23 protein-coding genes and 1 other RNA gene are annotated in these 25615 nt (G+C 57.0%); 9 read left to right on the plus strand and 15 right to left on the minus strand.

What is annotated here, in order from left to right; genetic code table 11:
* Nucleotides 1-3: 3 nt before the first annotated feature.
* Together ftsH and DES29_RS06675 are read right to left on the minus strand one after the other, a co-directional pair.
* A complete protein-coding gene (gene ftsH / locus DES29_RS06670; protein ID WP_021995000.1) occupies nucleotides 4-2019 on the minus strand; it encodes an ATP-dependent zinc metalloprotease FtsH in 2016 nt (671 codons plus the stop codon).
* A 274-nt stretch (nucleotides 2020-2293) separates the two neighbouring features.
* Nucleotides 2294-2947 (minus strand): RlmE family RNA methyltransferase, encoded by a 654-nt coding sequence (locus DES29_RS06675; RefSeq protein WP_005432462.1) that lies wholly within the window; start codon nucleotides 2945-2947, stop codon nucleotides 2294-2296.
* A gap of 126 nt (nucleotides 2948-3073) precedes the next feature.
* On the opposite strand from DES29_RS06675, the gene yhbY reads away from it, so the two are divergent.
* Complete coding sequence (gene yhbY / locus DES29_RS06680; protein WP_021995001.1) at nucleotides 3074-3547, plus strand: ribosome assembly RNA-binding protein YhbY; 474 nt, start codon at nucleotides 3074-3076, stop codon at nucleotides 3545-3547.
* A gap of 137 nt (nucleotides 3548-3684) precedes the next feature.
* Here yhbY and greA read toward each other — a convergent pair whose 3' ends face one another.
* The gene (gene greA / locus DES29_RS06685) at nucleotides 3685-4161 is read right to left on the minus strand and encodes a transcription elongation factor GreA (protein WP_005432465.1); all 477 of its coding nucleotides are present in this window, start codon (nucleotides 4159-4161) and stop codon (nucleotides 3685-3687) included.
* 346 nt (nucleotides 4162-4507) lie between these two features.
* Here greA and DES29_RS06690 point away from each other — a divergent pair, with 346 nt between their 5' ends.
* Nucleotides 4508-5140, plus strand: coding sequence for an NAD(P)-dependent oxidoreductase (locus DES29_RS06690; protein WP_021995003.1), 633 nt, complete (start codon nucleotides 4508-4510; stop codon nucleotides 5138-5140).
* 74 nt (nucleotides 5141-5214) lie between these two features.
* Here the strand turns inward: DES29_RS06690 and gmhA are convergent, their stop codons facing one another.
* The 7 genes from gmhA to ffs all read right to left on the minus strand — a co-directional run bounded on the left by gmhA (nucleotide 5215) and on the right by ffs (nucleotide 9821).
* The gene (gene gmhA / locus DES29_RS06695; RefSeq protein WP_016475067.1) at nucleotides 5215-5811 is read right to left on the minus strand and encodes a D-sedoheptulose 7-phosphate isomerase; all 597 of its coding nucleotides are present in this window, start codon (nucleotides 5809-5811) and stop codon (nucleotides 5215-5217) included.
* 25 nt (nucleotides 5812-5836) lie between these two features.
* Nucleotides 5837-6463 (minus strand): recombination mediator RecR, encoded by a 627-nt coding sequence (recR, locus tag DES29_RS06700; protein ID WP_005432470.1) that lies wholly within the window; start codon nucleotides 6461-6463, stop codon nucleotides 5837-5839.
* Nucleotides 6464-6474: 11 nt separating this feature from the next.
* Nucleotides 6475-7311, minus strand: a complete 837-nt coding sequence (gene modD, locus DES29_RS06705; RefSeq protein ID WP_021995004.1) for a ModD protein — start codon at nucleotides 7309-7311, stop codon at nucleotides 6475-6477.
* Between the two features lie 124 nt (nucleotides 7312-7435).
* Nucleotides 7436-7768 carry a YbaB/EbfC family nucleoid-associated protein gene (locus DES29_RS06710; RefSeq protein WP_016475070.1) on the minus strand — a complete coding sequence of 111 codons (333 nt, stop codon included), beginning with the start codon at nucleotides 7766-7768 and terminating at the stop codon, nucleotides 7436-7438.
* A gap of 50 nt (nucleotides 7769-7818) precedes the next feature.
* Nucleotides 7819-8241, minus strand: a complete 423-nt coding sequence (locus DES29_RS06715; protein ID WP_016475071.1) for a DNA polymerase III subunit gamma/tau C-terminal domain-containing protein — start codon at nucleotides 8239-8241, stop codon at nucleotides 7819-7821.
* Between the two features lie 13 nt (nucleotides 8242-8254).
* On the minus strand, nucleotides 8255-9568 hold the full coding sequence (gene dnaX / locus DES29_RS06720; RefSeq protein WP_236578879.1) for a DNA polymerase III subunit gamma/tau: 1314 nt from the start codon (nucleotides 9566-9568) through the stop codon (nucleotides 8255-8257).
* A 154-nt stretch (nucleotides 9569-9722) separates the two neighbouring features.
* Nucleotides 9723-9821: signal recognition particle sRNA small type (gene ffs, locus DES29_RS06725), an RNA gene on the minus strand.
* Nucleotides 9822-10199: 378 nt separating this feature from the next.
* On the opposite strand from ffs, the gene trxA reads away from it, so the two are divergent.
* Nucleotides 10200-10520 (plus strand): thioredoxin, encoded by a 321-nt coding sequence (gene trxA, locus DES29_RS06735; protein ID WP_005432478.1) that lies wholly within the window; start codon nucleotides 10200-10202, stop codon nucleotides 10518-10520.
* A 333-nt stretch (nucleotides 10521-10853) separates the two neighbouring features.
* Nucleotides 10854-12110, plus strand: a complete 1257-nt coding sequence (gene rho, locus DES29_RS06745) for a transcription termination factor Rho (protein WP_016475073.1) — start codon at nucleotides 10854-10856, stop codon at nucleotides 12108-12110.
* A gap of 74 nt (nucleotides 12111-12184) precedes the next feature.
* Here rho and DES29_RS06750 read toward each other — a convergent pair whose 3' ends face one another.
* Nucleotides 12185-12973 (minus strand): uroporphyrinogen-III synthase, encoded by a 789-nt coding sequence (locus tag DES29_RS06750; protein WP_005432483.1) that lies wholly within the window; start codon nucleotides 12971-12973, stop codon nucleotides 12185-12187.
* Nucleotides 12970-13899 carry a hydroxymethylbilane synthase gene (gene hemC, locus DES29_RS06755; RefSeq protein WP_021995006.1) on the minus strand — a complete coding sequence of 310 codons (930 nt, stop codon included), beginning with the start codon at nucleotides 13897-13899 and terminating at the stop codon, nucleotides 12970-12972. Before hemC ends, DES29_RS06750 begins: the two co-directional genes overlap by 4 nt.
* 446 nt (nucleotides 13900-14345) lie before the next feature.
* Between hemC and DES29_RS06760 the strand changes: the two genes are divergently transcribed.
* The 5 genes from DES29_RS06760 to DES29_RS06780 all read left to right on the plus strand — a co-directional run bounded on the left by DES29_RS06760 (nucleotide 14346) and on the right by DES29_RS06780 (nucleotide 21060).
* A complete protein-coding gene (locus DES29_RS06760) occupies nucleotides 14346-14633 on the plus strand; it encodes a type B 50S ribosomal protein L31 (protein WP_005432487.1) in 288 nt (95 codons plus the stop codon).
* A 245-nt stretch (nucleotides 14634-14878) separates the two neighbouring features.
* Nucleotides 14879-16594 carry an ArnT family glycosyltransferase gene (locus tag DES29_RS06765; protein WP_113854648.1) on the plus strand — a complete coding sequence of 572 codons (1716 nt, stop codon included), beginning with the start codon at nucleotides 14879-14881 and terminating at the stop codon, nucleotides 16592-16594.
* Nucleotides 16595-16681: 87 nt separating this feature from the next.
* Nucleotides 16682-18109: an MATE family efflux transporter gene (locus DES29_RS06770; RefSeq protein WP_113854642.1), complete on the plus strand. Its 1428-nt coding sequence runs from the start codon at nucleotides 16682-16684 to the stop codon at nucleotides 18107-18109.
* 261 nt (nucleotides 18110-18370) lie between these two features.
* Nucleotides 18371-19147, plus strand: a complete 777-nt coding sequence (locus tag DES29_RS06775; RefSeq protein ID WP_016475079.1) for a radical SAM protein — start codon at nucleotides 18371-18373, stop codon at nucleotides 19145-19147.
* An 800-nt stretch (nucleotides 19148-19947) separates the two neighbouring features.
* Nucleotides 19948-21060, plus strand: a complete 1113-nt coding sequence (locus DES29_RS06780) for a type II asparaginase (protein WP_021995008.1) — start codon at nucleotides 19948-19950, stop codon at nucleotides 21058-21060.
* Between the two features lie 354 nt (nucleotides 21061-21414).
* On the opposite strand, the gene htpX is transcribed toward DES29_RS06780, so the two are convergent.
* The 3 genes from htpX to DES29_RS06795 form a co-directional block, all read right to left on the minus strand.
* Nucleotides 21415-22317 carry a protease HtpX gene (gene htpX, locus DES29_RS06785; RefSeq protein WP_021995009.1) on the minus strand — a complete coding sequence of 301 codons (903 nt, stop codon included), beginning with the start codon at nucleotides 22315-22317 and terminating at the stop codon, nucleotides 21415-21417.
* A 243-nt stretch (nucleotides 22318-22560) separates the two neighbouring features.
* Nucleotides 22561-23718 (minus strand): tetratricopeptide repeat protein, encoded by a 1158-nt coding sequence (locus DES29_RS06790; RefSeq protein WP_016475082.1) that lies wholly within the window; start codon nucleotides 23716-23718, stop codon nucleotides 22561-22563.
* A 253-nt stretch (nucleotides 23719-23971) separates the two neighbouring features.
* Nucleotides 23972-25093, minus strand: a complete 1122-nt coding sequence (locus tag DES29_RS06795) for a porin (protein WP_113854649.1) — start codon at nucleotides 25091-25093, stop codon at nucleotides 23972-23974.
* Between the last annotated feature and the right edge of the window lie 522 nt (nucleotides 25094-25615).

The raw sequence follows: 25615 nt of genomic DNA on the forward strand, positions 1-25615 counted from the left end.
ACGTTATTCGGGCTTCCTGCCGTCCTTCGGTGCGCTTTGATTGCCGTTCGTCTTTGAGCCGACATCGGGCTCATCAGAACCCGTATCAACGAGCTTGTCGGTCGGCGCAGCATCCGCAGCGGCAGGCGGCTCTTCAGCCTTGACTGTCGGCTTTGCAGCCGGCTGCGGCGCACGCGGCTTCATGTTTTCCTGCGCTTCCGTTGAACGAGGCGCGCGAGGCGGACGACCTTCCATGATGTCGTCAATCTGCTCCTTGTCAATGGTTTCCCATTCAAGAAGCGCATGCGCCATGGCGTGCATCTTGTCCTGATTCTCTTCAATGAGCTTGCGCGCAAGTGCATACTGCTCATCGATGATGCGGCGGACCTCTTCGTCCACAGCCTGCATCGTGCGCTCGGAAACATGTGTGGTCTTCGTCACCGAGCGGCCCAAGAACACTTCGCCTTCGTTTTCCGCATAGACCATCGGTCCCATGCGTTCACTCATGCCGTAGCGCGTCACCATGTCGCGGGCGAGCTGAGTGGCGCGTTCAAAGTCGTTCGAAGCGCCCGTCGTCATCTGATGCATGAAAACTTCTTCAGCAATTCGTCCGCCGAAGAGAATGGCAATACGAGTGAGCAGATACTGACGGTTATAGGCGTAGCGGTCCATCTCCGGGAGCTGCATGGTGAGACCGAGCGCACGGCCGCGCGGAATGATCGTCACCTTATGCACCGGGTCACTTTCAGGCAGGAGCCGAGCAACCAAGGCATGGCCGGATTCGTGATAGGCCGTATTCTTCTTTTCGTCCTCGCTCATCACCATGGCGCGGCGTTCCGCACCCATCATGATCTTGTCCTTGGCGTTTTCAAAGTCGGCCATCGTCACAACGCGGCCGTTGCGGCGAGCAGCGAAAAGCGCAGCTTCATTGACCAGGTTCGCAAGATCGGCACCTGAAAAACCAGGCGTGCCGCGGGCGAGAATCGCCGAATCAACGTCCGGACCCGCAGGGATCTTCTTCATATGCACAGCAAGAATCTGCTCACGGCCGCGGATATCAGGCAACGGCACCACCACTTGGCGGTCAAAGCGACCGGGACGCAGAAGCGCAGGGTCAAGTACGTCAGGACGATTGGTGGCAGCGATGACGATCACATTTGCGCCGGTATCGAAGCCGTCCATTTCAACGAGCATCTGATTGAGTGTCTGCTCGCGTTCATCATTGCCGCCGCCGAGGCCGGCGCCGCGCTGGCGGCCGACCGCATCAATTTCGTCGATGAAGATGATGCAGGGAGCATTCTTCTTGGCGGTTTCAAACATGTCGCGCACGCGGGCTGCACCCACACCGACGAACATTTCAACGAAGTCGGAACCCGAAATTGTGAAGAAAGGCACACCGGCTTCGCCGGCAATAGCCTTAGCGAGCAGCGTCTTGCCGGTACCCGGGGAGCCCACGAGCAGCACACCGCGCGGGATGCGGCCGCCCAAACGCTGGTACTTCGACGGATCGCGCAGGAAGTCGACGATTTCCTGCACGTCTTCCTTGGCTTCGTCGCAGCCTGCAACGTCCTTAAAGCGAACCTTGTTGTCCTGTTCGGTGAGCATGCGGGCCTTGGACTTCCCAAAAGAGAAGGCGCCGCCGCCGCCCGCACCGCCCTGCATGCGGCGCATGAAAAAGATCCACACGCCGATCAAGAGGAGCATCGGGAACCAAGATACGAAAAGCGTTGTCAGGAAGGACGGTTCTTCCTCAGCCTTGCCGTACACCTGAACGCCGTTCTTACGCAGGTCGTCGACCATCCAAAGATCGCCCGGACTCGTGATGGCGTACTCAGCTCCGGACTGCGGCGTGACGAGGATCTTGCGACCCTGCACCTCCACTTTGCGGATCTTGCCCGCCTTAGCGTCATCCATAAACTGGGTGTAGCTCGTCTGATCGAGCGGCTGCGCCGAGTTGGTCTCAAACTGGCGGAAAACCGTGAAGAGCACCACCGCGACGAGAATCCATACGGCAATGCGGGCAAAAGACTTATTGTCCAACTTTGAACTCCAGTATCCGTTCCGGTCCGCCAAAGCGCTTCACTTCCTGACGCTCAAACGAAGCGGCGAAGAGAGACGCTGTACGACCGGTTTGCTTGATGCGGAGCGGACGGATGCGCTCGCGAGCAGGGTTGAGCCCGCAGCAGTCTGCTTCACTTGTTAGAGAAGACAGCTCTGCGGGCCGCAGATTTTGTAATTGTAGCGGCCGCACCTCTCTCAGGCAGGATCCTGAGGCACTTTGACGCGTTTTGCCGGCCGCCGGCAATGAAAGCAATTATTTCGGCGCCTTTAAACCCCGTGAGACCAGATACACCTCAGCGGACGTGTCACGGCTCGCTTCCGGCTTCTTAGCCGCCACCTTCTTGAAAACGCGTTTAAGCGACTCCACATATTGCGAATAGCCCGATCCCTGGAAGGCTTTTGTCACGAATACGCCGTTAGGCGCAAGGTGTTCGAGGCAAAACTCCAGCGCAAGCTCGTTGAGCAGCAGCGAACGTGCTGCATCGGCCGCCGCGATGCCCGAAAGATTCGGCGCCATGTCCGAAAGGACCACGTCGACCTTGTCTCCGTTTAAAATCTCGGCGAGCTTATCGGCCACCTCTTGTTCGCGGAAGTCGCCCTGCAGAAAATAGACGTCATCGATGGGATCCATCGGCAGGATGTCCATGGCGATGATGCGCCCGCGAACGCTGCCGTCTGGACCGGCAAGCCGCTCCCGCACCACCTGCGTCCAACTGCCCGGCGCCGACCCCAAGTCGACGACGGTGCTTCCGGGCTTGAGGAGATGCTCCTTCTCATCGAGCTCAATGAGCTTATAGACGGAGCGTGCGCGGTAGCCCTCCGCTCTGGAGCGCTTCACGAACGGATCATTAATGTGGCGTTCGATCCAGGCGCGGTTGGATCTGAGTTTTTTGGTTGCTACGGGCATTGCGGCCCTCTCCAACTGTTTTGTGTTTTACGCTGCGCCCGACAGACTTCGCGGGTCGGGACTTGCTTCATCCCCGATCCTAAAGCGGCATCGGCCGTCGGTGCAGATCAATTTGACTGAAATTTTATGAGCGAAATTACTCTTTCGCGCGATGCGCGTCTCACGCTGCGCGCTCAGGCGCATCATCTCAACCCCGTGGTTCTTCTTGGTGCCAGCGGTCTCACCGAAGCGGTGATGAAAGAAATCGACCGCGAGCTTAAGGCTCACGAACTCATCAAAGTCCGCGTACCGACAGACGACCGCGAAGAACGCGAAGCGATCTTCGTCAAGATAGCCGACGAACTCGGCTGCGCCCGTGTGCAGATGATCGGCAAGCTGCTCGTCCTGTGGCGTCCGGCTGATGAGGAAGAACCCACAGCCGAAGAATGGATTGCCCGAGCTGCTGCCGCTGCCAAAGGGCTCGACAAAGAGGCCGCTGCTCCGGCCAAAAAGGTGGCCGTGAAGCGTCCCGGCGACAAGAAAAAGAAGGTTGAAGCGCAGCCGCGCCGACGTGCTCGTCCAAAGACGAAGCGCGTGACGAAAAAGTTCGCGCTCGGCTGATTCGACGGATCACACTGAAATAGAAGGGTTGCTGCACCAGATCCAGAGATCTGCGCGGCGGCAACAATTGGGCGGCAGTTCCCTATGCGGAACTGCCGCCTTTTTTGTCTCGGTGAACCGCCAAAGAGACGATCGAATTACTTGTATTCGACCGTTTCAACTTCAAATGTCACCTTGCCCTTCGGAGCCATGAAGACGACCGTATCGCCTTCGCTCTTGCCAATGAGTGCACGAGCGATCGGAGACGAGACCGAAATGAGGTTCTTCTTGATGTCGGCTTCATCGTCGCCCACGATCTGATAGGTGACGTTTGAATCCTCTTCTTCGTCGTAAAGCGTGACGGTAGCACCGAACACAATACGGTCACCCGCAGCCACCGTCTTCGGATCGATCACCTGCAGCGCCGGAATCTTGCCTTCGAGCTCAGCGATACGGCCTTCAATGTGGCCTTGCTCTTCACGAGCAGCATCGTACTCGGCGTTTTCCGAAAGGTCGCCTTTTTCACGCGCTTCAGCAATCGCTGCAACGACATTGGGACGAGCGGTCTTCTTGAGGTAGTCGAGTTCGGCCTTGAGCTTGGCTGCGCCGGCAGCCGTAATAGGAATGCGGTTCATAGTATGAATACAAAGAGCGTTGTGAGTTAATCGGGTGTGTCTGTGCGCCGGGCACCGCCGGTCATCATGACAAACGGTTCTTTCAAAGCTCAGCAAAGAGAGCATGGGCGGACAGGCAATGCGAAGGGCGGCGCCAATGGTTTCGGCACCGCCCTTCGAAAAGATTCTGTTTCGAAGAAGAATTCTAGCAAAGTGTGAGCGTTCGGGTTCGTGCAGCCGCTTCAAACGCATCGGCCCCTGTGTACCTGCCCTTTCATCAGGCAAACGTTTGACAATCCTGAATCAGCTTTTTATAGTTGCATTAGTTCGATATCGAACCAAGTAACATTTAAGGGAATCTGTCACCATGATTCGAATTGCAGTTATCGGCGCCAATGGTCAAGCCGGCCGCCATATTGTTGCGGAAGCACTCGCCCGCGGCTTTGAAGTCACCGCCTTCGTTCGCGGCAGCACCGCTCCGGCGACACAGCATGTGGTTCATAAAGATGTCCTCGCGATTGAGCAGTCGGATCTTGCCGGGTTTGACGCCGTGGTGGATGCGCTCGGTTTCTGGACCCCTGACACGCTGCCGCTTCACGTAAAGACAGCGCTGCATCTGGCTGATTTGCTCTCGGGCACGAAAACGCGCCTGCTCATCGTCGGCGGCGCGGGCAGTCTCTATATGGATGCGGCCCACACGCAGCAGCTCGTGGATCAGCCTTTCTTCCCTGCGCAATACCGTCCGCTCGCGAGTGCTCAACGCGATCAGCTCGAGGCCATCCGCAAACGCAGTGATGTTCAATGGACCTTCATTTCGCCCGCAGCGGAATTTGAAGTCAGTCAGCCTCGGACGGGCCAATATGTGCTCGCCGGCGAAGAATTTACAACCAATGCGGAAGGCAAAAGCGTTGTGAGCTATGCCGATTACGCCGTTGCGGTCGTCGATCTCATTGCCAACGGCACGCACATTCAGGAGCGCGTTTCAGTTCGCGGATCGTAATGCTACATGCTTTGGCAGCGGACATCCCGTCCGCTGCAGCACGGTTTTTTTAAAGCACCTTTACGGGCCGAGCATCACTCGCCCGCATAATTTTCCGGATTAAGGCGTCTTTCAACGAGCTCAATGAAGATGTGAATGCATTTGATGTGGAGTTCCTGCACGCGGTCGGCGTAACGTCCGCCCGGCGTCACGATCGCCACATCAGAAAGCTTGGCAATCGGGGAATCCGCTCGCCCCGTAAGCGACACTACCTTCACCCCCTTGGCTCGGGACGCCTCAACCGCACGGAGCACGTTCTTGCTCGTGCCCGAAGTGGAAATGCCAAGCAGGACATCTCCCGAACGCGCGACGCCTTCAATGTAGCGGGAGAAAACATATTCATAGCCAAAATCATTGGCCACGCAGGCCATGTGCGAGGCATCGGCAATCGCTGTCGCAGCATAGGCCGGCCGATTATTACGGTAGCGTCCCGTCATCTCTTCGGCAAAGTGCATCGCATCGCAGAGACTCCCGCCGTTTCCGCAGGAATAAATGCGCCCGCCAGACTGCAGTGCATCAGCCATCAGATTGCCGGCAGCGTTGATTCGCTCAAGCATGACTTCATCGGAGAGAAGATGCGCAAGCGCCTCCTGCGCCTCCAAAAGCGCGGCGCGGACATGGTGTGTGCTCATGCGAAAAATCCCTTGTTGAAAATGTTCAGCCAATCTGCCGGCGGTCTTCAATGGCCGCGGCAATCGTCGCGAGATCAGTGTACTCAACCTCCAGCCCGGAAGGCAGACCTCTTGCAAGACGCGTAATTCGCAGCTGCGGCCAACGCTTCTTGACGGCGCCCATCAGATAGTACGCTGTTGCATCCCCTTCGGGCGTGTAGGACGTCGCAACCACAATTTCACGCAACCCGTTCTCTGCGAGCCCTTCCTCAATGCGCACAAGAAGTTCAGGGAACCCGATCTCGGTCGGCCCCATATCATCCATGGGCGAAAGCCGCCCCCCGAGAATGAAATAAAGACCCGGCCAATTGAGCGACTTTTCGAGTGCCATCTGATCCTGGACGGTTTCGACTACGCAGAGCAGCGACGCGTCTCGTGACGGATCTGCGCAGATTTCGCAGACCGCCCCTTCGCACCAGGTGCGGCAGCGCGGACAGCGATGCACCTTGGTTTCAGCGTCTGCCAGCGCTTGCCTAAGCGCCTGCAGCTCACCGCGGCGCTTAGGCGAAAGGAGAAAGAAAGCCGCGCGCTGAGCACTGCGCGGACCGTATCCGGGGAGCGCTTCCAATGCTTTAACGAGCGCAGCAATGGCGGGAGAGCTTTCCTGCGGCATAACGTTTTGCCTCATGCCTCACGCGCAAACGTCATCTTGACGTCGCGCGGACGACCCCAATAAGGCCAGCTCGTCACCAGTATGACTGCCCCGGCCGCGGCATAGGCAGCCGCATTTTCGGCATTGACGCCGCCCGCAACGGAAAGCAGCGTTCCTCGGCCGAGGCGTTTGGCAAAATCTGCCGTGCGCGCCAGCGCCTCGGGGGCAAAGCGCTCACACTGCACAATGTCGGCGCCAAGCTCGATAAACTCACGCGCTTCCGCTTCGCAAGAAGCTTCTACAGCTGTCTTTTTTTCCGGATTAGCGGCCTTGAGTCTGGCAAAAGCGCCCGCAAAGTCGTCGGTAAAGACGCGGTGCTGATCAAACACCAATATGGAATCGGACAGTCCCAGACGGTGCACGGTTCCGCCGCCGGCAAGCAGGCCGGCGAGCGCAATGCGCTTGCCGCCCGGATAGTGCTTGCGGGTTCCCGCCACCACCGCCTGCGGATTCACCGAACGAGCCGCATCAACCATCGCCCGCATGCGCTCGGCGATGCCACCCGCGTACTCCATGACGCACTGAGCGGTTTTATAAGCAGCATGGAGCGCTTGAGCGGAGCCGCGGGCACAGAGGAAAGGAACACGAGCAGCGAGCGAATCGCCGTCCTTGGCGAAAACTTCAACGGATGCGCCTGCAGCAAGAAAAATTTCCCGCGCCAGATCGATGCCGGCCGCGATGCCCGGCGCCTTGAGCGAAGCACTGACAGTGCCGCAGGTTTCCTCGATTCCCAGCCCGACCGTTGTAAGGTCTTCATAAGGGCAGTCGGCCAAAAGGATCGATTCGGCCCATTGACGCGTCGTGAGCATCACGCACCTCCAAAATGTGCGGCATAAAGAAAAGCTCCGCCGGATGCGGCACGCCGCCCGAACGGAGCCATCCGCCGAACGCGTGCACTGCGCTCGGCATGGGATGAGAAATCTCGAGCTGCTTTTAGAAAGGCAGCTTCATGCCCGCGGGAAGCGGAACGGCTTTGTTCATCGCCGCTTCGCTCTCCGTACGGCAGGTTTGCTGCGCATTGTTGAAAGCGAGCATCACGAGATCTTCGAGCATTTCGATATCTTCAGGATCCACCACCTTCGGGTCGATCTTAATGCTGCGGCATTCATGACCGCCTGTAATCACAACCTTCACGGCGCCGTTGGCGGCTTCACCCGTGAATTCGGTCTGCTTCAGTTCTTCCTGAACTTTGGCGAGCTTTTGCTGCATCTTCTGCGCCTGGGCCATCAAACCGCCCATGCCGCCCATTCCACCCATGCCGCGCATGCGAACCTCCATTGAGTGTCTTAAAAAAATGTTGCTGTTCTTTGCCGCTCTTACTCGGCTCCGCGCTTTTCTTCTTCACTGAGCGGTCGAATTGAACTCTCGTCAATTGTGCCGCCGAAAAGCCGCAGAACCTCTTTGACAAGCGGATCGTTCTTGAAGCGCTCGACCATCTCCTGGTGCTCCTTGGCACGCCGACGGCGATCGGCATCAGCCACCGTCGCGCCAGCCTCAGTAGCGCCGGCCTCAAAAAGCACACGGAACGGCCGGCCGAAATAAGCCGACAAACGCTCCTCTAGGAACCTGCGGTTCTGCTCAGTAACGAGCGACTGAACGCCGAGGCGCAATTGTACGCGATCCCGAGTAAGTTCAATGACCTGCGACTCTGCAGCAAGCACCTTTAAAGGCCCCGCAAGTCCTGCTCCCGCAATAATTTCCCGCCAGCTGAGGGGTGCCTCGTCAATGGACGGCTGCACCCGGGGAGTGGCCTCAGCCGGCGCGGGGCTCTCCCCCGCCGGCTCCCGGATTATCGGGAATGAAGGGCGGAGGCTCCTCCATCATCGGAGGCGGCGCCGCCTGAAGGGACTGAGTCGGTCGGGACGGTGCTTGCGGAGCCCGAGGCGTCGGGGCACTCTGCGGGGCGGGCGAAAGCGCTGCCCGCACCGGTTCAGGTGTGCGCTGAGGCGGCACATTGCGAAGTCCTGCAGGCTTAAAGGCCAGCATGCGCAGCAGCGCCATCGTAAAGCCCGCATACTCGTCGGGCGCCAGTGCCAGATCATTTCGACCCGTAAGCGCAATCTGATAGTAGAGCTGCACCTCTTCGGGCGAAAGCAGAGCTGCGAGCTCGGCCAATTCCGGATATTCCGGGTCATCCGCCGCGACAGCCTCTTTCACGCGCTGCAGGAGCGCAATCTTATGAAGCATGGCAGCGAGTCCCCTCAAGGCTTCGCCGAAGGAGACGCTCTCGACGACCATTTCGTCAGCGAGCCGAATCATCTGCGCAGCATCACCCGCGGCCAACGCACGCAAAAGTGCGCTCAGCGCATTGGCCGACGACAGACCGAGCATGCTCCGTACAGCACCATTAGTCACTTTGCCGCCCGAAAAGGCTATGGCCTGGTCGAGCAGCGACAAAGCATCGCGCATCGAACCGCGGGCGCCTTCAGCGATGAGCCGCAGTCCAGGACGTTCGTATTCGATGCCTTCCTTTCCGAGAATAAATTCCAGATGCTCGACAATGCCCGCTGGCGTCATGTTGCGCAGCGTGAACTGTAAGCAGCGCGACAACACCGTCACCGGCACCTTCTGCGGATCCGTCGTCGCCAGAATGAACTTCACATATTCGGGCGGCTCTTCGAGGGTCTTCAGCATGGCGTTGAAGGCCGTGCTTGAGAGCATGTGCACTTCGTCGATCATGTAGACCTTGAACCGCCCCTCGGTCGGTGCATACATCGCTCGCTCAAGGAGCTGCGTCATATCCTCAACCGAGCGGTTCGAGGCCGCATCCATTTCGATGTAGTCGACAAAACGCCCTTCATCAATTGCGCGGCAAGCTTCGCACACGCCGCAGGGGTGCGCCGTCACGCCGCCCTTGCCGTCCGCGCCCTGACAGTTGAGCGCCTTGGCGAAGATGCGGGAAATGGTGGTCTTCCCAACGCCGCGCGTGCCGGTAAACAGATACGCGTGATGCAGCCGCCCTTCGGTGAGCGCACGCGTGAGCGCCGTCACCACGTGGTCTTGGCCGACGATGGATTCGAAATCATGGGGACGCCACTTGCGGGCGAGTACCTGGTAGCTGCTCATCTTGCGAAAACGCTTCGGGCTCTGAAGAATTCGGACGGCGCCAAAACGGGCCATCCAATATATGGAGCTTTATTTTAGCGGCTGTGCAGAATGCCCCAATGCATGCTTATTGGATCCGGCCCCGGATCTTCGCTGCAGCGTTTGCAGGTACGAAAATGGCGAGCCTTATCCTCGGCACTGCACGCACACCAGTATGGCTGCTTCGTTCCCGACCTGACCAGGTTTCCGGGGCGCGCATGCGAGGGGACCCGCCAAGCGCAAGAGTATATGGGATGGTTGCAGGAATTGCAAAATTTTGCTTCCTGCGCCGCCTGCACCCGTTCGGCATTTGCTCGAGCAGTGTTAGTATTTGCGGCAGACTTTACCAAAGCGGTCTGCCGGGCGCTCGCCTCTAAATGCTCCTGAGCATGGAGGATCCACGCATCGGCCATGCCGCTCCAGCCGAACCGGCGTGAGCCGGTCCGTGCGCAACCTTTTCATTCCAGTCAGACGCAACCCTGCGAAAGCGGCATAGAGCCTCTGTTCGGTCATTCTTTTGCGGCACCTGCCGCCGACCGCTTTTCGTGCTTCGCACCAAGCGCTTTTAAAGTTCTTCAGCACTGCGGTGCCGTCTGACTTCATGGAGACCATCATGAGTGAAATTCTTCACATCAACGACGAAACTTTTGATCAGACCGTCAACAGCGACACTACCGTTTTTGTTGACTTCTGGGCGCCCTGGTGCGGCCCCTGCCGCATGCTCGCCCCGCGCCTTGAACAGGCGGCCGAAACGTTTGACGGACGCGCTGTTATCGCCAAGTACAACTGCGACGAAGCCTCTGACAAGGCTGCTCAGTACGGCGTACGCGGCATCCCGACCGTCATCGCCTTTAAGAAGGGCGAGGTCATTGATCAGCGCACCGGTGCCTGCGACCAGGCTACGCTTGATGCGTTTATCGAAAAGAACCTCTAAAATCCTATTTCTCCGCTGCGGCGCTCAGCATCCATGAGCGCCGCGGTGCATTCCGGCTTCCGTCCGGAATGCCGCAGTCCGCCGATCGCTCATCATGGAGCATTTCCGGCAGCTGCCGCCGCATTCAGCCCTCTGAGCACTTCTAACGCTCTGCAGCATCGCCAGAATGCACCCGCCGGTTCTGCGCCTCATGAACCCGGCCTCCCCCAATAAGCAACAATTTATCTACTCGAAGCAGGACACACCGCTTAGGCGTGCACCTCGACGCTGCGCAATGCCGGATGATTCTGATCCGTATGCGAGAGCCGTCTGGCGCCGCCGGCCTTGAAGATCATGCACCTTTCCGACCTTAAAGCCCTTCACGTTTCCCAGCTCCTAGACATGGCCGCTGCGCTCGAAGTCGACAACGCTCAGCGCATGCGCAAGCAGGAGCTTATGTACGCCATTCTGAAGAAGAAGGCCAAGCTCGGCGAAACCATCTACGGCGACGGCACGCTTGAAATTCTTCCCGACGGATTCGGCTTTCTGCGCTCGCCCGAGACGAGCTATATGGCAAGCACCGATGACGTCTATATTTCGCCCTCGCAGATTCGCCGCTTCAATCTGCATACCGGCGACTCGATTGAAGGCGAAGTCCGCATTCCGAAGGACGGTGAGCGCTATTTCGCACTGGTGCGAGTGGATACGGTGAATGATTTGCCGCCCGAAGCGCTTAAGCACCGGATGCTTTTTGAGAACCTCACGCCGATCTTCCCGAATAAGCAGCTCGTGCTCGAACGCGACATGCGCGGCGACGAGAACCTCACGGGCCGAATCATTGATATGTTCGCCCCCATCGGCAAGGGGCAGCGCTCGCTGATCGTCGCTCCGCCGAAGTCAGGCAAGACGGTTCTGCTGCAGCACATCGCCCACTCCATTTCAGCCAACTATCCCGACGCCGTCCTCATGGTGCTTCTCGTCAATGAACGTCCGGAAGAAGTGACGGAAATGCAGCGCACTATCCGCGGCGAAGTTGTCGCCGCCACATTCGATGAACCGGCGGTGCGCCACGTACAGGTCGCCGAAATGGTGATCGAAAAAGCTAAGCGCCTCGCTGAATCCAAGCGCGACGTCGTGATTCTGCTCGATTCCATCACGCGTCTTGCCCGCGCCTACAACCAAGTGATCCCGTCGTCGGGCAAGGTGCTCACGGGCGGCGTCGACGCCAACGCACTCGAACGGCCCAAGCGCATCTTCGGCGCGGCCCGCAACATCGAAGAAGGCGGCTCGCTCACGATTATCGGCACCGCGCTCATTGACACGGGCTCACGCATGGACGACGTGATCTACGAAGAATTCAAGGGCACGGGCAACAACGAAATCCACCTTGAACGCCGCATGGCTGAAAAGCGCGTCTTCCCGGCCATCAATCTCACGCGCTCGGGCACCCGCCGCGAAGAGCTGCTGCTGGATCCGGAAGTGCTCCAGAAGACCTGGGTGCTGCGTAAGTTCATCTACGACATGGATGAAATCGAGGCCATGGAATTCCTCCTCGACAAGCTCAAGAAAACGAAGAACAATGCAGAGTTCTTCGAACTGATGAAGCAGTAACACTCACGCCTCATCAAACCAAACGGCCTGAAGCATCAAACCTCAGGCCGTTTGTTTTTCTGGCGAAAACAATATCAAGCTGCCAGACTTTCTCGAATCCGAGCAATCACTTCATTCTCGTCTGGGCTCGTGAGTTCGATCGACTGAAACCCCGCTTCACGAAGACGCGACTCCACGCGCGGATGAATCGTGAGCGCCTTGCCCCGGGTAATCCACATGCGGGCATTGGGTACGGGTCTCACTGCATGCATCAGCACATCGACCGCGTCAGTGCTGGTGAGGTAGATCAAGGGCGATGGGCCAAGGATCGCCTTTTCCAGGCGATGGAGCTGCGGCACCGTCAGTTCGAGCGGCACGCGGATATAAGTAGAGAGCACCACCACATCGCTCCCGATGCGGCGGAACTGTTCGGGGAGCCACTCTCGTCCGGTCTGCCCTCGCAAAAAGAGCACTCGCGAAGGCGCTCCGTGCGCCTGCACGAGCGGCCACAAAGCCTCACTGCCCGAATGCGACGCGTCGCCCTCGGGATAGATGAGCTTCACCTTGGGGCCCCAGGCCGCACGGATCACGCGCGCCGTGCCTTCGCCCACCGTTGCGAGCGTGATGTGCTCGGGCCACTCACGCACCCAGTGCGCTGCAGCCGCAACAGAGGCTGGGCTCGGCAGCACCACCATTTCAACATCATCGAGATTGGAGAGACGTTCAGTGATGTGATCTGTTTCTTCCGGAAGCTCAATGGAAAATGCCGGCCAGCGCACAGCATGGATCCCTTGGGCTTCAAGCAGTTCAGCGAGACGATTGTTGGCTTCGCCCGGACGCATCAAAATGACCGGGCGGGAGGTCGTTCGGAGTGGTTCGTTCATCCCAAGCAGGCCTTCAGATAATCTTCTGCACCTTGACGGCGCAGGTCTTCAACAACACGAGCGGCGAGCGCTTCGGGCTCGGCCAAAGGACCGCGGGCTTGAGTGAACGCGGCCTTGCCTTCCTTATGGTTGCCGACGAGCGCGCGCAGCCAGAGCTCGCCCTTTTCCACCACAGCATACGCCGCGAGCGGCACCTGACAGGAACCGCCCAATGCGCGCGATACAGCACGTTCAGCCATGCAGCAGGCACGGGTTTCAGGCGAATTGATGAAGCCGAGCGCGGCTTCCATCTTCTCGTCGCCCTTGCGGATCTCAATGCCGAGCGCACCTTGTCCCGGAGCCGGAAGGCTGACTTCCGCGGGAATGATCTGACGAATACGGTCGCCGAGTCCCAGCCGCTTAAGACCAGCAGAAGCCATCACCAAAGCGTCAAACTGACCTTCGTCGAGCTTACGCAGACGCGTGCCGACATTGCCGCGCACCGGCAGCACTTCCAAATGCGGGTAGCGCATGCGCAGCATCAGCTCACGGCGCAGGCTGGCGGTGCCGACACGCGCGCCGGCAGGCATATCGTCGAGGGACGCGTACTTCGGCGACACAAACGCGTCGCGCGGATCTTCGCGTTCACTCACTGCAACCAGTTCAAACCCTTCGGGAAGCTCCATCGGAACGTCTTTGAGGGAATGCACGGCGAGATCAGCTCGCCCTTCGAGCATCGCCGCCTCGAGCTCCTTCACAAAGAGTCCCTTGCCGCCTACCTTGGAAAGGGTGCGGTCGAGAATCTGGTCGCCGCGCGTCGTCATGCCAAGGAGTTCAACCTCCGCCCCAGGATAACGGTCGCGCAAAAGCGCCTGAACGTGCAGAGCCTGCCACATGGCAAGCGGGCTTTCGCGGGTGGCGATGACGCATCGATCAAAGTGGGGCATGGTGAGTATGTCTTCCTTTTATTTTTTGAGGGTTGTTCCAAAAGCCTTCCTAAGCGAACTGCACCTGCAGATCCGCAAGTGCGCGACGACGCGGGAGGATGACTTCCGGCGGTCTTCTTATTCTAAGGCCTGCTCTTTAGCGCCTCCCTTAAGTTTCGCATTTGGGCTTGAAGGGCCGCTGATTACATCCATTTCTCGAGCCTCATACCGGCAAAACATGCCGTGAATCGCGCTGCAGTTCATCTGACGGCCATTGTCTCTGCCTTCTCTGACAGCAGGATTTAAGCTCATCGGACTTGCATGTCGTCCTTCATTTGAGCATAATGGCCGGTCTTCCCAGTTGGCACGTGGGCCGGCATGCCCGTCGTAAGACCTTCCTCTTTATGAAGGCTGACGCGCAAGGCCGCCAGGGCGACCGACACAAAAAACTAGGAACATCTTTCAAAATGAAGCCGAATATTCATCCCGAGTACCGTCCCGTTGCCTTCGTTGACCTTTCGATCAACAAGACCTTCATCATCCCGTCCGCCGTTCAGACGCGCGAAACGGTTGAAATCGACGGCGTGACGTACCCGCTCTTCAAGCTCGATACCTCCTCGGCCAGCCACCCCTTCTACACGGGCGCCCAGACCCGCATCGTTGAAGCCGGCCGCGTCGAGAAGTTCCGTGCGAAGTTCGCCGCCAAGAAGCAGGCCCTCAACACGGCCGCCGAAGCTGCGAAGACCACGAAGTAATTCGTCAGCTTTCGCCGCCGGATCCTTTTTTTAGGCGCCGGCGTGCAATCTCTCGCTCGGGTGCTACGAGGCCGCCTCATTACAAAAGAGCCCCGACGCATTCGCCCGAGAGCAAAAAAGGAGAGCCCCTCAAGACTTGAGGACTCTCCTTTTCTTTGTTTGAACTTTCCGCAAACACGGTCGCCGCACTCTCCCCCCGAGAGCACCGCCACCTTGCGCCCAGTTCGTTTTCTGCTGCATTCGTCATGCTCACACAACGCCCTACTCCCGCCTTCATGTCTCAGGAAGCCGCCCGCCGGCTGCCGCGCTTTGCATTGGCGCTGCTGCTTGCGGTCTTTATTCTGAGCAGCTTTTGGGCTGACGGCCTCTGGACGCTGCGCGATGCTGCGGGATTCGGCGTAGCGCAATCCATGACAAACGGCGGACTGGAAGCTTGGCTTTTGCCGCAGATTCAGGGGACGCCGGAAGCGGAGATCGGTCCATTGGCAGGATGGGCAGCAGCGCTTTTCATGAAGCTCTTCTCTGAGCTTTTGGGCGAAATCGGTGCCTATCGATTGACGAGTGTTTTCTGGTTCCTTTTCACATCCGTCGCGGTTTGGTCAACTGCCTGGCGTCTGGCGCGACGTGCCGAAGCCCAGCCGGTAGCCTTCGCCTTCGGCGGTCAGGCTGCCCCGGTCAGTTTTGCCCGAACTACAGCGAGCTGTGCAGTACTCTTCTTTGTTGCGTCCTTTGGCATCGCCACCCGCCAATATGAACCCATTGCCGACACAGCGCTGGTTGCCGCTGCGGCCTGGGCGCTCTACGGCGCGGCCTGGGCGCTTCGCCGCCCCTTTGTCGGCGCATTCGTCTCCGGTCTTGCCGCCGGGGGTGCCGCACTCACCACTTCATTCGCCTGCGGCTTTTGGCTCTTTCTGAGCGCCCTAGCGGCACAGGCAGTGCTCCGCGCTTTGGGCGGCAGCCGTCTGCTGCGAATTTCGTTTACAGCATTGGGATTTGCTGCACCGCTCATTTTCTGGATAGGCACCGCCTGCCTCACAGTACCCGACGCTGCCGAAGTTTGGTTCCCGCTCTGGTTCTCAAACCAAGCTCAGCATCTGGAACCCGCCTCTGCTGCCGCCATTTTCTGGCTTTCACGTACGGCTGTTTGGTTTCTCCTTCCCATGTGGCCGATTGCGCTCTGGGCGCTCTACAGCTGGCGGCGTCAGCTTGACCGCACGCAGATTCTGCTGCCGAGCCTCTTCCTCGCGGCCATCGTCTTTGCCGGATTCTTCATCCGTTACGATGCTGCAGGGAACCTCCTGCTGATCTCGATTGCGCCCACCTGCGTGCTGGCCGCCTTCGGGCTCGCGAGTCTGCGCCGCTCACGTGAAAATCTTTTGGATTGGTTTGCGCTTTCGGTCTTTACCGTCGCATTGCTCACGGTCTGGCTTTACTGGCTTGCCGCTCTCACCGGCATGGCTCCCAAGATGGCCAAGTCCGTCTATATGCTCGCACCGGGGCTTGACGTCACACTCGACTGGTCTATCCTCGCTCCGCTTACGGTCACTGTCATCTGGTTCGTTTTTGTCATCTGGCGCCTCACGCACCGCCCAATCGTCGTTTGGCGAGGCCCATGGCTCTCTGCGGCCGGCATGACAGCTGTAGCCGTGACGCTGCTCGGCCTCTGGCACGAAGGCATTGACGTCAACCGCTCTTACCAAGGCGTCGCCCGTGCCACGGCCGAAGCCATCGAAAGTCTTGCAGGCACCGGCACCAAAATCGACGGAGCTGATCTGCCGGGCGGCATCCGCGCTGCACTCCACTATTACGGCGGCATCGACTTCGCTCGCCCGGGCGAAAAGGCCCCCTTGAAGCTCGTACGCGTACGCAGCGACTACGCGCCGGCGAAGGCTTTGACCGAAGCGATCTCCCGCCCCCATACCGACGAAACGTTCTACCTTGTTGCGGGCACGATTCGATGAATCCTGCCGACGCCATCCCGCAGCAGCCAAACACCAAATCCCGTGGTCTTTGAGCATACCTAAACACGTTAATTGCGACCCCGCTTTATGACGACGCTTTTACCTCCAGACATCTCCCTCAAGGCGCTCCTCAAGCTCGCCGGCCCAATCTTCGTCGCCAACGTAGCCATCATCGGCAGCGGCACGATCGACACGATTATGGGCGGGCAGCTGGGTAAGGAGCATCTTGCCGCCATTGCGCTGGGCATATCCGCCACGATTTCCGTGCTGATGGGACTCGTTGGCATTCTGCAGGGGCTTTCACCCATCGCCGGCCATCACTTCGGCGCTCGGCGGCCGCGGGAAATCGGCATCGATGTGGCCCAAGCCTTCTGGCTCGTCATTTTTCTCTCCATGATTGGCGTACCGCTTCTTGCTGCTACCGATTTTTGGACAGATTTGGGCGGCGTGACGGGTGAAGTAAAGCGCATGGCGGCTGACTATCTCTTCTGGACCGCCATGGCGCTTCCGGGCTCAATGGCTGCACGCGTCTTCATTGCCGTGAACGCTGCGGTCTCGCGGCCCAAAATTACGATGTGGGTATCGCTTGGCATGCTCGTCCTCAAGGTGCCGCTCAACGCTATCTTCATGTACGGACTGCTCGGCTTCCCGGCGATGGGCGGGGGCGGCGCGGGCGTGTCGTTCTTTGTGCTCACTTATGTTTCGCTTTTTGCTTATTGGATCATCTGGCGAAAAAGCGCTTACTTCCTGCCTATGCACTCGAACGGCTTCGTGCGTCCGCAGTATCAGCGTCTGAAGGAACTCCTCAAGGTCGGCGTGCCGATGGGCATCTGTACGTTCTTTGAAGTTTCGAGCTTCACGCTCATGGCTATTTTTGTTTCGCGTTTGGGGCCCGCTGTGATTTCCGCACACCAGATCGTTGCGAATCTGACGTCACTTTGCTACATGGTGCCGCTTTCGGCCGGCATTGCCTCGAGCGTGCTGATTGCGCAGAGTTTGGGCGCTGGCTGGCCAGCAGTCGCAGAAATCGCCATGAAGCGTACGCTGCGCCTTACCCTTTCTATTGCTGTCCTCGCCTCGCTCGTGCTTTATCTCTTTCGCGGAGCGATTATCTGGCTCTATACCAGCGAGCCGCCTGTTCATGATCTCGCTGCGTCGCTCCTGCTTTTCGGGTGCTTCTACCACGTCTTTGACGCCATGCAGTCTGTGAGCAGTTTTGCACTGCGAGGCTACCGCGTCACTTTCGCTCCAATGCTTATTTACGGCGTACTCCTCTGGGGCGTGGGACTTGGTCTCGGGTACTTCTTCGCCTTCGGCGGCGAATGGGCCGGCGGACCTTACGGTGCCTACGGCTTCTGGGGAGCTACCGCTGCCGGTCTGTTCCTCACCGGCATCGCACTCTTCGTGATGGCCTTCTGGGTAGCCCGCTCCTTCTCCAAAGACGAGAAACACAGCAGCGCGGAAGTCGCCGCAGCCATCGAAGCCGCTCGCGCCAAACAGGTCATGCCGGCCTAATCGACACTGAGATTGGTCACACACTGCTTTTTTTCAACAGCGGCTTTTGCTCACTAGCAAAAGCCGCTTTGTTATTCCGGACCTCCCCGAGAAGCGAGCCATCATGAGGCGCGATGCGCAATCCGCGCCATCGGCAAATTTAAGGCATATCCCGGAGATCTCGGACGTGCTAGTGTGTTGAAAGCGCTCTTTCAATTCCAAAAAACCTTACCTGTCGCTTCCGGCCGACCCCAACCAAGCCGCACTACAGGCCGTACGACTATGTCTACCATGCTTTTCCCCAGTCCGATTTTCGGACCCGTACACTCGCGCCGTCTTGGCGTTTCGCTCGGCATCAATCTGCTTCCCGCCGACGGAAAGATCTGCTCCTTTGACTGCATCTATTGCGAATGCGGACTCAACGGCTCACATCGGCCGCACCTACGCTGCCCAAGCCGTGCGCTCGTGGTCTCGAGCCTAGAGGAAAAACTCGTTGAAATGGCGGCCGACGGCGTCAAGCCCGACAACCTTACTTTTGCCGGAAACGGCGAACCCACATCGCATCCGGAATTTCCGGCAATTGTCGACGACGTTATCGCCCTGCGAAACCGTTTTGCGCCATCGGCCAAAATCAGCGTTCTCACGAATGCCAGTCACATTCTTAAACCCGCCATTTTCGAAGCTCTTCTTAAGGTTGACAATCCGCTGCTGAAGCTCGATACGGTCGACCCCGACTACATTCGCCGGGTAGACCGTCCCAACAGCCGCTATGACCTGCCCGCACTCATCAAGCAAATGCAGGCCTTCAACGGCAAATGCATGATCCAGACAATGTTCATGAAGGGAGATTGGCAGGGCGTATCCGTCGATAATACGGGGGATGAATACGTATTGCCTTGGCTTGAGGTCGTGAAATCCATTCATCCCGAACTCGTCACGATCTACACCCTTGACCGCGAAACGCCCAGCAAATCACTTCTCAAGGCTACGCATGAAGAACTTGACCGCATTGCGGACCTTATTCATGCCGCCGGACTGAAGTGCACGGTGAGTTATTGATCCGAAGAACGATTGCCTTCACCGTCGGCTCGAGCCATTCGCTATCAGTATTGGCTGCAGCAGTCTGAAAAACATTTCACCGGGCTGCAGCCAAACATTCCAAAAGATCGTCAGCCTCTGCTGTACGTTCTTATAAACCTGCCTCAGAGGGTTCTAAATGACCCTGCCGCAAGCGAACTGTCTTCAAGGCTGAGCCGCTATTCGAACCGCCCTGCAACAGCAGAAATGCTGCAGATAGGCAACGCGAAATCGGACTGTCTACAAACGATGTGCGTAAAATCGGCATCCTTTGCTGCAGCTCCTCAGACGCTCTGTATGACTGCCCTGCTCATTCTCTGTCGTTGTTTGGATTGGAACTCTCTTGAGTGTTGGAAATACATTCAACGCTTTGTGAAGTAAATGCACTTTGAATTAAATTGCGGCATATGAAATCGAGCATTTCTGCCCAAATACTTTATTTTCTCGCGCTATTTCAGTGACATTTTTAGTAGAGCTGGCGCAGCCTCTCACTAATCCGTATCAATGAGGCTCGCAACTGACCACGATTGCGACCTTCAGCGGCAGGGACACTGTGTCTTGCCGTCCGGATCCTCTATAGGGCATCAATCGAGCAGTTCATTTCGAATATTTTTCCAAAGTTTTCTCACCAAGGTATCCGCTGATTGAGACATCGCTCATGCAATTGGAACGACTTTTGCATCAGCGCTAATGGGATTTTTTCCATCGTCTTCTAAAACTGCTGACCATCATCCGTCGTCCGCAGCCGCAAAGACCTCCCCATTTATTCAGAGGACTCACTGATGTTTCGTCTTGGTTTCGCTGCCTTAACTGCTTCTGCTCTTTTCCTCATCTCCGGACCTGCGCTGTCCGCTCCGCCAACAGTAACCACGCCGCCGTCTGCTGCCGCCATGCAGCAGCTCCCGCGCGTAGCTATTCTCGCAACAGGCGGTACCATTGCTAGCCGTGGAAGCAATGCACTGTCACTCACAGATTATGGCGTCGGTTCCGGCCACAAACCCGTCGGCATTGAAGTTCTGGTCAATGCAGTCCCTGAAATCAAGCAGTTTGCAGAGATCTCGGGCGAGCAGGTTTTCAATGTCGGAAGCTCAAAACTCTCTATCGACAATTGGCTTACGCTCGCTCGCCGCGTCAATACTCTCCTTGCAGACGAGCACATGGATGGCATCGTCATCACACATGGTACCGATACGCTTGAGGAAACAGCGTACTTTCTTAACCTCGTTGTGAAATCTGAAAAGCCCGTCGTTCTCGTCGGCAGTATGCGGCCAGCGACTGGACTATCAGCTGACGGCCCGCTCAACCTCGTCAATGCCGTAGCGCTTGCCGCCAGTAAAGAAGCGTACGGTCAGGGCGTAATGGTCATCATGAATGACCAAATCTCTTCAGCTTTCGGCGTTACGAAAACCAATTCCACCAATGTCGGAACCTTCAAATGTCCTGATACGGGCTATTTGGGCTTCATGCAGAACAATAAGCCCTACTTTTTCAATGCCATTCAAAAACGTCACACTACCCAGAGTGAGTTTTCCATTGACGGTCTAAAAACGCTTCCGCGTGTTGATGTGCACTACACAACACTTGGGGAAGACGGCCGCATCATTGACGCTATGGTCAAACTTGGTGCCAAAGGCATTGTGAACGCCGGGTTAGGTCACGCCAACGTTCCTAATGAAGTCATGAACAGCCTAATTGCCGCTAAGAAAGCTGGGGCCGCCGTTGTTGTGGACTCTCGCGTCGGTTCGGGACTCATCACGCCGATTGGCAAATTCACCCGCGAAGGCTTTGTCAGTGCAATGCTCCACAATCCGCAGAAAGCCCGCATCCTTCTGATGCTTGCACTCACCAAGACAGGCGATCCCAAAGAGATTCAGCGCATTTTCAACGAGTATTAATCTTCTTTCCTTCGTTTCAATCCTCCTATTTCTGCGAGTACCCAGCATGAAAAACACCTTTGTGCTGGGCTACGAGAACAAGCGAAGACCGCTAATACAGCGCCACCCCACTGGACAAACTCAGAAAAGCCGCCATGCCAAACGCGATATGCCAAAGCTCTCCATAACTCCAATACTTCAAAACACTTTCTGAGGCGTACGGCCCCTCATGGTAGGAGCGGTAGACCAACAGGGAACTAACCGCTTAACCTGTGTCACCCAATAAAGCAAAACCTCCTGTCGGAAAATCCTTCAGGAGGTTTTGTTTATCTACGGCTCTCTGCGCTCCGCCTTGGGGAGCAGAGCGCATAAAGATCAGTTAGCCGTATAGCGGTGGTCGCGGAGCGCCTGAACACGGTCTTCAATCGAAGGGTGTGAAGCAAAGAGGCTGCCAATACCGCCCGAAATACCGAAGCCCTTTACGGCGCCAGGAAGTTCATTGGGTTCCATGCCGCCCAAGCGCTGCAGCGCATTGATCATCGGCGTGGTGTCGTGCATGAGATCTGCTGCGCCAGCGTCAGCATGGTATTCACGCCAGCGGCTGAAGTAAGCAACGACCATCGAGGCGAGGAAGCCCAGGCAGATATCGAGAACAAGCGACGTCACATAGTAGCCGACGCCCGGACCTTCATCTTCATTACGCAGAATCTGGCGGTCAACCACCCAACCGATGATGCGGGAGATGAAGAATACAAAAGTGTTCATCACGCCCTGCAGAAGCGTCATCGTCACCATATCGCCATTCTTCACATGGCTCATTTCATGAGCAAGAACGGCTTCAACTTCCTGAGCATTCATCGAGCTCAAGAGTCCCGTCGACACTGCGACGAGAGAATTGGAGCGCGAGGGGCCCGTAGCGAAAGCGTTGGGTTCGCCTTCATAGATGGCGACTTCCGGCATCGGAAGACCCGCTTCATTGGCAAGCTTGCGCACGGTTTCAACGACGTACTGCTCCACGCGGTTGCGGGGATTATTCACGTCAATCATCGTGAGGCCCATCGTCATCTTCGCCATCATCTTGGAGGCGAGGAGCGAGATGATCGAACCCGAGAAGCCCACCACCATCGCGAAGATGAAAAGGGTTCCAAGGTTGAGGTTCGAACCGGCCATGGTGCCGAAATTGATGCCGAACACCATCTGCACCACCGTGAGGATCACGGAAAGCATGATGAAGATGGCGAGATTGGCCAAAATGAGGAGGCCGATGCGCTTAAACATGGCTATCTTCTTCCTTCTAGGCGTCCATTCGGACGCATTAAAAATTGCAGCTGCCGCTTCGTCTTTATTCTCATGGCCGCAACAGCGCGATGCCCCGCGAATGTCTGAAGTTCTCTGAGAGGGTGGGGTATCCGCTTCAGACAATCCGCCCAGTCTTAGGGGAATTTGAAGTTTATTTTACGGTTGAGACTCGAGAGGCTGATTGCTTCATCAGCACCTATTTGTAACAAACAGGCGGTGATTTCAACGATCAGCAACGCGCTTGGGTGAGAAGCTTTCCCATGCACCGCACCCTAAGCAGTGCCACGAGAAGCTCGACGCTAAGAACCCGCACTTGCGGCACTGGAAGCGGCTCCACTTGCGGCCATTCTTTTCCATCAATCCCGCCACGAGCTTTGTCATGGGATCATCGGGATTGCCTTTAAGACGAATCTGCAAAAGCGCGTTGTAGGCCGAGAGCGTCGGATGCTTTTCAAGAAGACTCTGCGCGAGAGTCTCAGCCGCTCCGATGCCCTGCCAAGCGGCAATACGCGAAAGCGTTGCTTCCATGACATCTGCCGTACTGAGCCGTTCCGTGGTGTCGAGCAAGAGCTTTAATGCACCCGCGCGGTCACCCTGTTCATTCATCGCATCGGCGAGCTTGCCGATTACCAAAGGCGCATAATCCGGATTCTTCTCAATGACCCGGCGCCACCAGCGAACAGCTTCAGTCGTGGCGCCTGCGGCCTCTGCCACCTTGGCAATCGTCATCTGGGCACGCGGCGTAGCGTCCGCGTACTTCATAAGCTGCTCGACCAAAAGACGAGCATCTTCCGAACGCTTGGCACGAAGCGCCTGATCAATGCGTTCGCAGTAGAAATGTGCAATTTCAAGCGAATGCGTTTCGCCGGCCTGTGTTTCGAGCAGTCGAGCCGTTTCCGTTGCCGCCGCCCATTCATGCTCAATGACATAGATGGAGAGCAACTGGCGAAGCGCATAAAGATGTTCGCTCGGCACCGAAGAAAGTTTGCGGTAAGCCGCTTCTGCGCGGTCAAAGAAGCCGGCCGCCAGGAAGTCCTGAGCGAGCTCCTTCAATGCTAAGGCACGTTCTTCATCCGAGAGGTCCGCACGATTGTAGAGATGCCGATGCAGACGAACCGCTCGTTCAAATTCCCCCCGGCTGCGAAGCAGGTTCCCGAGAACGCGTTCAAGTTCCGTGAGTTCCGGATCCACGCGCACAACTTCAATGAAAGCGTCGATCGCCTTATCGGATTCACCGTCCAGAAGAAGGGCAAGCCCTTTCGTGGTGATCTCCGGCACCTTCTCGGATTCGCCCCGCTGCTTCTGATCGAACCCCCTGCACCACCAACCGGCAAAAAAGAGGACGGGTACGAATACCAGATACCAAAGGTCAAATTCCATGATTGAACGCGGGACGGGAAAAAAAGACTGAGGGAGGGATTTTACGCCGGATTGCTTGTTTTGTTTGAATTTTTCTTAATAGAACTGCTTCATCCGCCGTACAAGAACTTTTGCCTCTGATAAACAAACGGCGCGGAGTTCGATATTGAACTTCGCGCCGTTTTGTTCTTGGGACTCAATGTCCCCATCAACTTGTTGTGAGTTCCTGATCTCCTCTCGAGCAGAGATCAAGTATCACGCAAGGCTTGATGAATTAGAACGTGTGGACGAGACCGCAGTAGACCTGGGTGAGCTGAGCCTTGTCGCCAGAGTCATCAGCCTTGGTCTGACCATAACCCGCACCAACATAAACACCGGTACGTTCGGAGAGCGGGTAGTTATAACGGGCAGACGCACCGTAGAACTTGAAGTCTTGATCAGCCTCAGCGTCGAATTCTTCAGAGTAATCTACGTAATAGAGACCCGCCGTCAGCGTACCACCAACGAGCGGAGCAGCCGCACCCAGGTGCAGACCGTAGCCCTTCAGGCCCAATGCATCTTTGTCGAAAGCTGTAGCCTCACCCCACTCATTGGTATTGAGAGCAGTCTGATGCTTGAAGTACTGCGCTTCGGCGAAAATCTGAACAACTTCGAAATCATAGTTGCCGCCCAAGAAGACCAACTGGCCGTCCTTGTCCAGCTCACGGGCGGCAGGGGTAGTAGATGGAGCAGCAGAAGAACCGTATTTCGTCAGTTCATAGCCGACAGCAAACGAGGCGGGACCATATTCACCGGACAAACCGACAGAAGCGTAACGCTGAGCGTCAGAGGTACCTTCATCGCCACTGTAAGTTTTAGCTTTGGTGTCAGTCTTGAAAGAATACTGAGCGGTCAGCTGCAGACCGGCAAAACGCGGGGTCTGGTAGACAACCATGTTGTCATAACGAGAAGAGGAGGCAAAGCCCCAAACGTCACCGTCACCGCCGTCGAAGGATTCGACGTAGCCGAGCATGTCATAGGTACCGGCAGACGAGGAAATGCCGCCGAAACGACCGAAAGCAACAGAACCAAACGGACCAGAGAGCGTCAGACCAGCTTCACGACCAAAAAGACGATCACTCTGGTTCATCGTGCCATCGTCACTGCTAAAACCGCTTTCGAGCTTGAAGCTAACCTTATAGCCGTTGCCGAGGTCTTCAGAACCCTTCAGGCCCCAGCGGCTGGGCGTATCCCAACCAGTCTGCATGTCGAACGTGTCGACCGCCTTATCACCCGTCGTCTTCGTATGTTTGTATTCGAAGCCGGTATCGACGGCGCCGTAAAGCATCACGTCAGCAGCCATTGCAGAGCCGGCAAAAGCGCCGAGAACGGCGAGCGCAGCAAGAGTCTTTTTCATTTTGAAATCCATTCAAAAAGCAACCTGACTGAACAAAATCCGCAAACTTTGGTCAATCAAGTGAATTGATTAAGAAGCTCCAGCATGAGCTTCCGCCTTCGGGCTGTCAGCACAAATGGAATCCGTGCGCAGTCCTCTGAAGTCCGGATAATCCTACAAAGTTTCTGAAGCTTGCAAACAATCCTTTTAAGCTCCATTGAGAATTCTTCTTATTTATCAAAGCTCTCCGGTAGCTTCATCTTGTTTCATTTGCGCAACAAATCTTTCACATCCCGTAAACTCAGAATGATATTGATGCACCTGTTTTTTCCTGCATCATCCTGCGGATACGTCCTTCATTTTCTCAAGCTGATCGCCTCTCCTATTCAATTCACTCAGCCTGTGTTGTCGGTATACGCATACCCCAGATTGAACACACCGCGAGTTCCGACTGATGGGAAGCCCTGTTCTACCCGCGGTCTTTCACTCATCTCATCATCTTGAGAACGCTGCCCATAGCAAAAGCCGCCTCCTCTCGAAAGA

It is taken from the genome of Sutterella wadsworthensis, assembly GCF_003315195.1.
In the GTDB taxonomy this organism is placed as follows: Bacteria; Pseudomonadota; Gammaproteobacteria; order Burkholderiales; family Burkholderiaceae_F; genus Sutterella; species Sutterella wadsworthensis.

Excerpts from the sequence above, each read along its gene's own strand:
- DES29_RS06675 (WP_005432462.1), bottom strand. The coding sequence starts at position 2,947 with ATGCCCGTAGCAACCAAAAAACTCAGATCCAACCGCGCCTGGATCGAA.
- yhbY (WP_021995001.1), top strand. The coding sequence starts at position 3,074 with ATGAGCGAAATTACTCTTTCGCGCGATGCGCGTCTCACGCTGCGCGCT.
- greA (WP_005432465.1), bottom strand. The coding sequence starts at position 4,161 with ATGAACCGCATTCCTATTACGGCTGCCGGCGCAGCCAAGCTCAAGGCC.
- DES29_RS06690 (WP_021995003.1), top strand. The coding sequence starts at position 4,508 with ATGATTCGAATTGCAGTTATCGGCGCCAATGGTCAAGCCGGCCGCCAT.
- gmhA (WP_016475067.1), bottom strand. The coding sequence starts at position 5,811 with ATGAGCACACACCATGTCCGCGCCGCGCTTTTGGAGGCGCAGGAGGCG.
- recR (WP_005432470.1), bottom strand. The coding sequence starts at position 6,463 with ATGCCGCAGGAAAGCTCTCCCGCCATTGCTGCGCTCGTTAAAGCATTG.
- modD (WP_021995004.1), bottom strand. The coding sequence starts at position 7,311 with ATGCTCACGACGCGTCAATGGGCCGAATCGATCCTTTTGGCCGACTGC.
- DES29_RS06710 (WP_016475070.1), bottom strand. The coding sequence starts at position 7,768 with ATGCGCGGCATGGGTGGAATGGGCGGCATGGGCGGTTTGATGGCCCAG.
- dnaX (WP_236578879.1), bottom strand. The coding sequence starts at position 9,568 with ATGAGCAGCTACCAGGTACTCGCCCGCAAGTGGCGTCCCCATGATTTC.
- trxA (WP_005432478.1), top strand. The coding sequence starts at position 10,200 with ATGAGTGAAATTCTTCACATCAACGACGAAACTTTTGATCAGACCGTC.
- rho (WP_016475073.1), top strand. The coding sequence starts at position 10,854 with ATGCACCTTTCCGACCTTAAAGCCCTTCACGTTTCCCAGCTCCTAGAC.
- DES29_RS06750 (WP_005432483.1), bottom strand. The coding sequence starts at position 12,973 with ATGAACGAACCACTCCGAACGACCTCCCGCCCGGTCATTTTGATGCGT.
- hemC (WP_021995006.1), bottom strand. The coding sequence starts at position 13,899 with ATGCCCCACTTTGATCGATGCGTCATCGCCACCCGCGAAAGCCCGCTT.
- DES29_RS06760 (WP_005432487.1), top strand. The coding sequence starts at position 14,346 with ATGAAGCCGAATATTCATCCCGAGTACCGTCCCGTTGCCTTCGTTGAC.
- DES29_RS06765 (WP_113854648.1), top strand. The coding sequence starts at position 14,879 with ATGCTCACACAACGCCCTACTCCCGCCTTCATGTCTCAGGAAGCCGCC.
- DES29_RS06770 (WP_113854642.1), top strand. The coding sequence starts at position 16,682 with ATGACGACGCTTTTACCTCCAGACATCTCCCTCAAGGCGCTCCTCAAG.
- DES29_RS06775 (WP_016475079.1), top strand. The coding sequence starts at position 18,371 with ATGTCTACCATGCTTTTCCCCAGTCCGATTTTCGGACCCGTACACTCG.
- DES29_RS06780 (WP_021995008.1), top strand. The coding sequence starts at position 19,948 with ATGTTTCGTCTTGGTTTCGCTGCCTTAACTGCTTCTGCTCTTTTCCTC.
- htpX (WP_021995009.1), bottom strand. The coding sequence starts at position 22,317 with ATGTTTAAGCGCATCGGCCTCCTCATTTTGGCCAATCTCGCCATCTTC.
- DES29_RS06790 (WP_016475082.1), bottom strand. The coding sequence starts at position 23,718 with ATGGAATTTGACCTTTGGTATCTGGTATTCGTACCCGTCCTCTTTTTT.
- DES29_RS06795 (WP_113854649.1), bottom strand. The coding sequence starts at position 25,093 with ATGAAAAAGACTCTTGCTGCGCTCGCCGTTCTCGGCGCTTTTGCCGGC.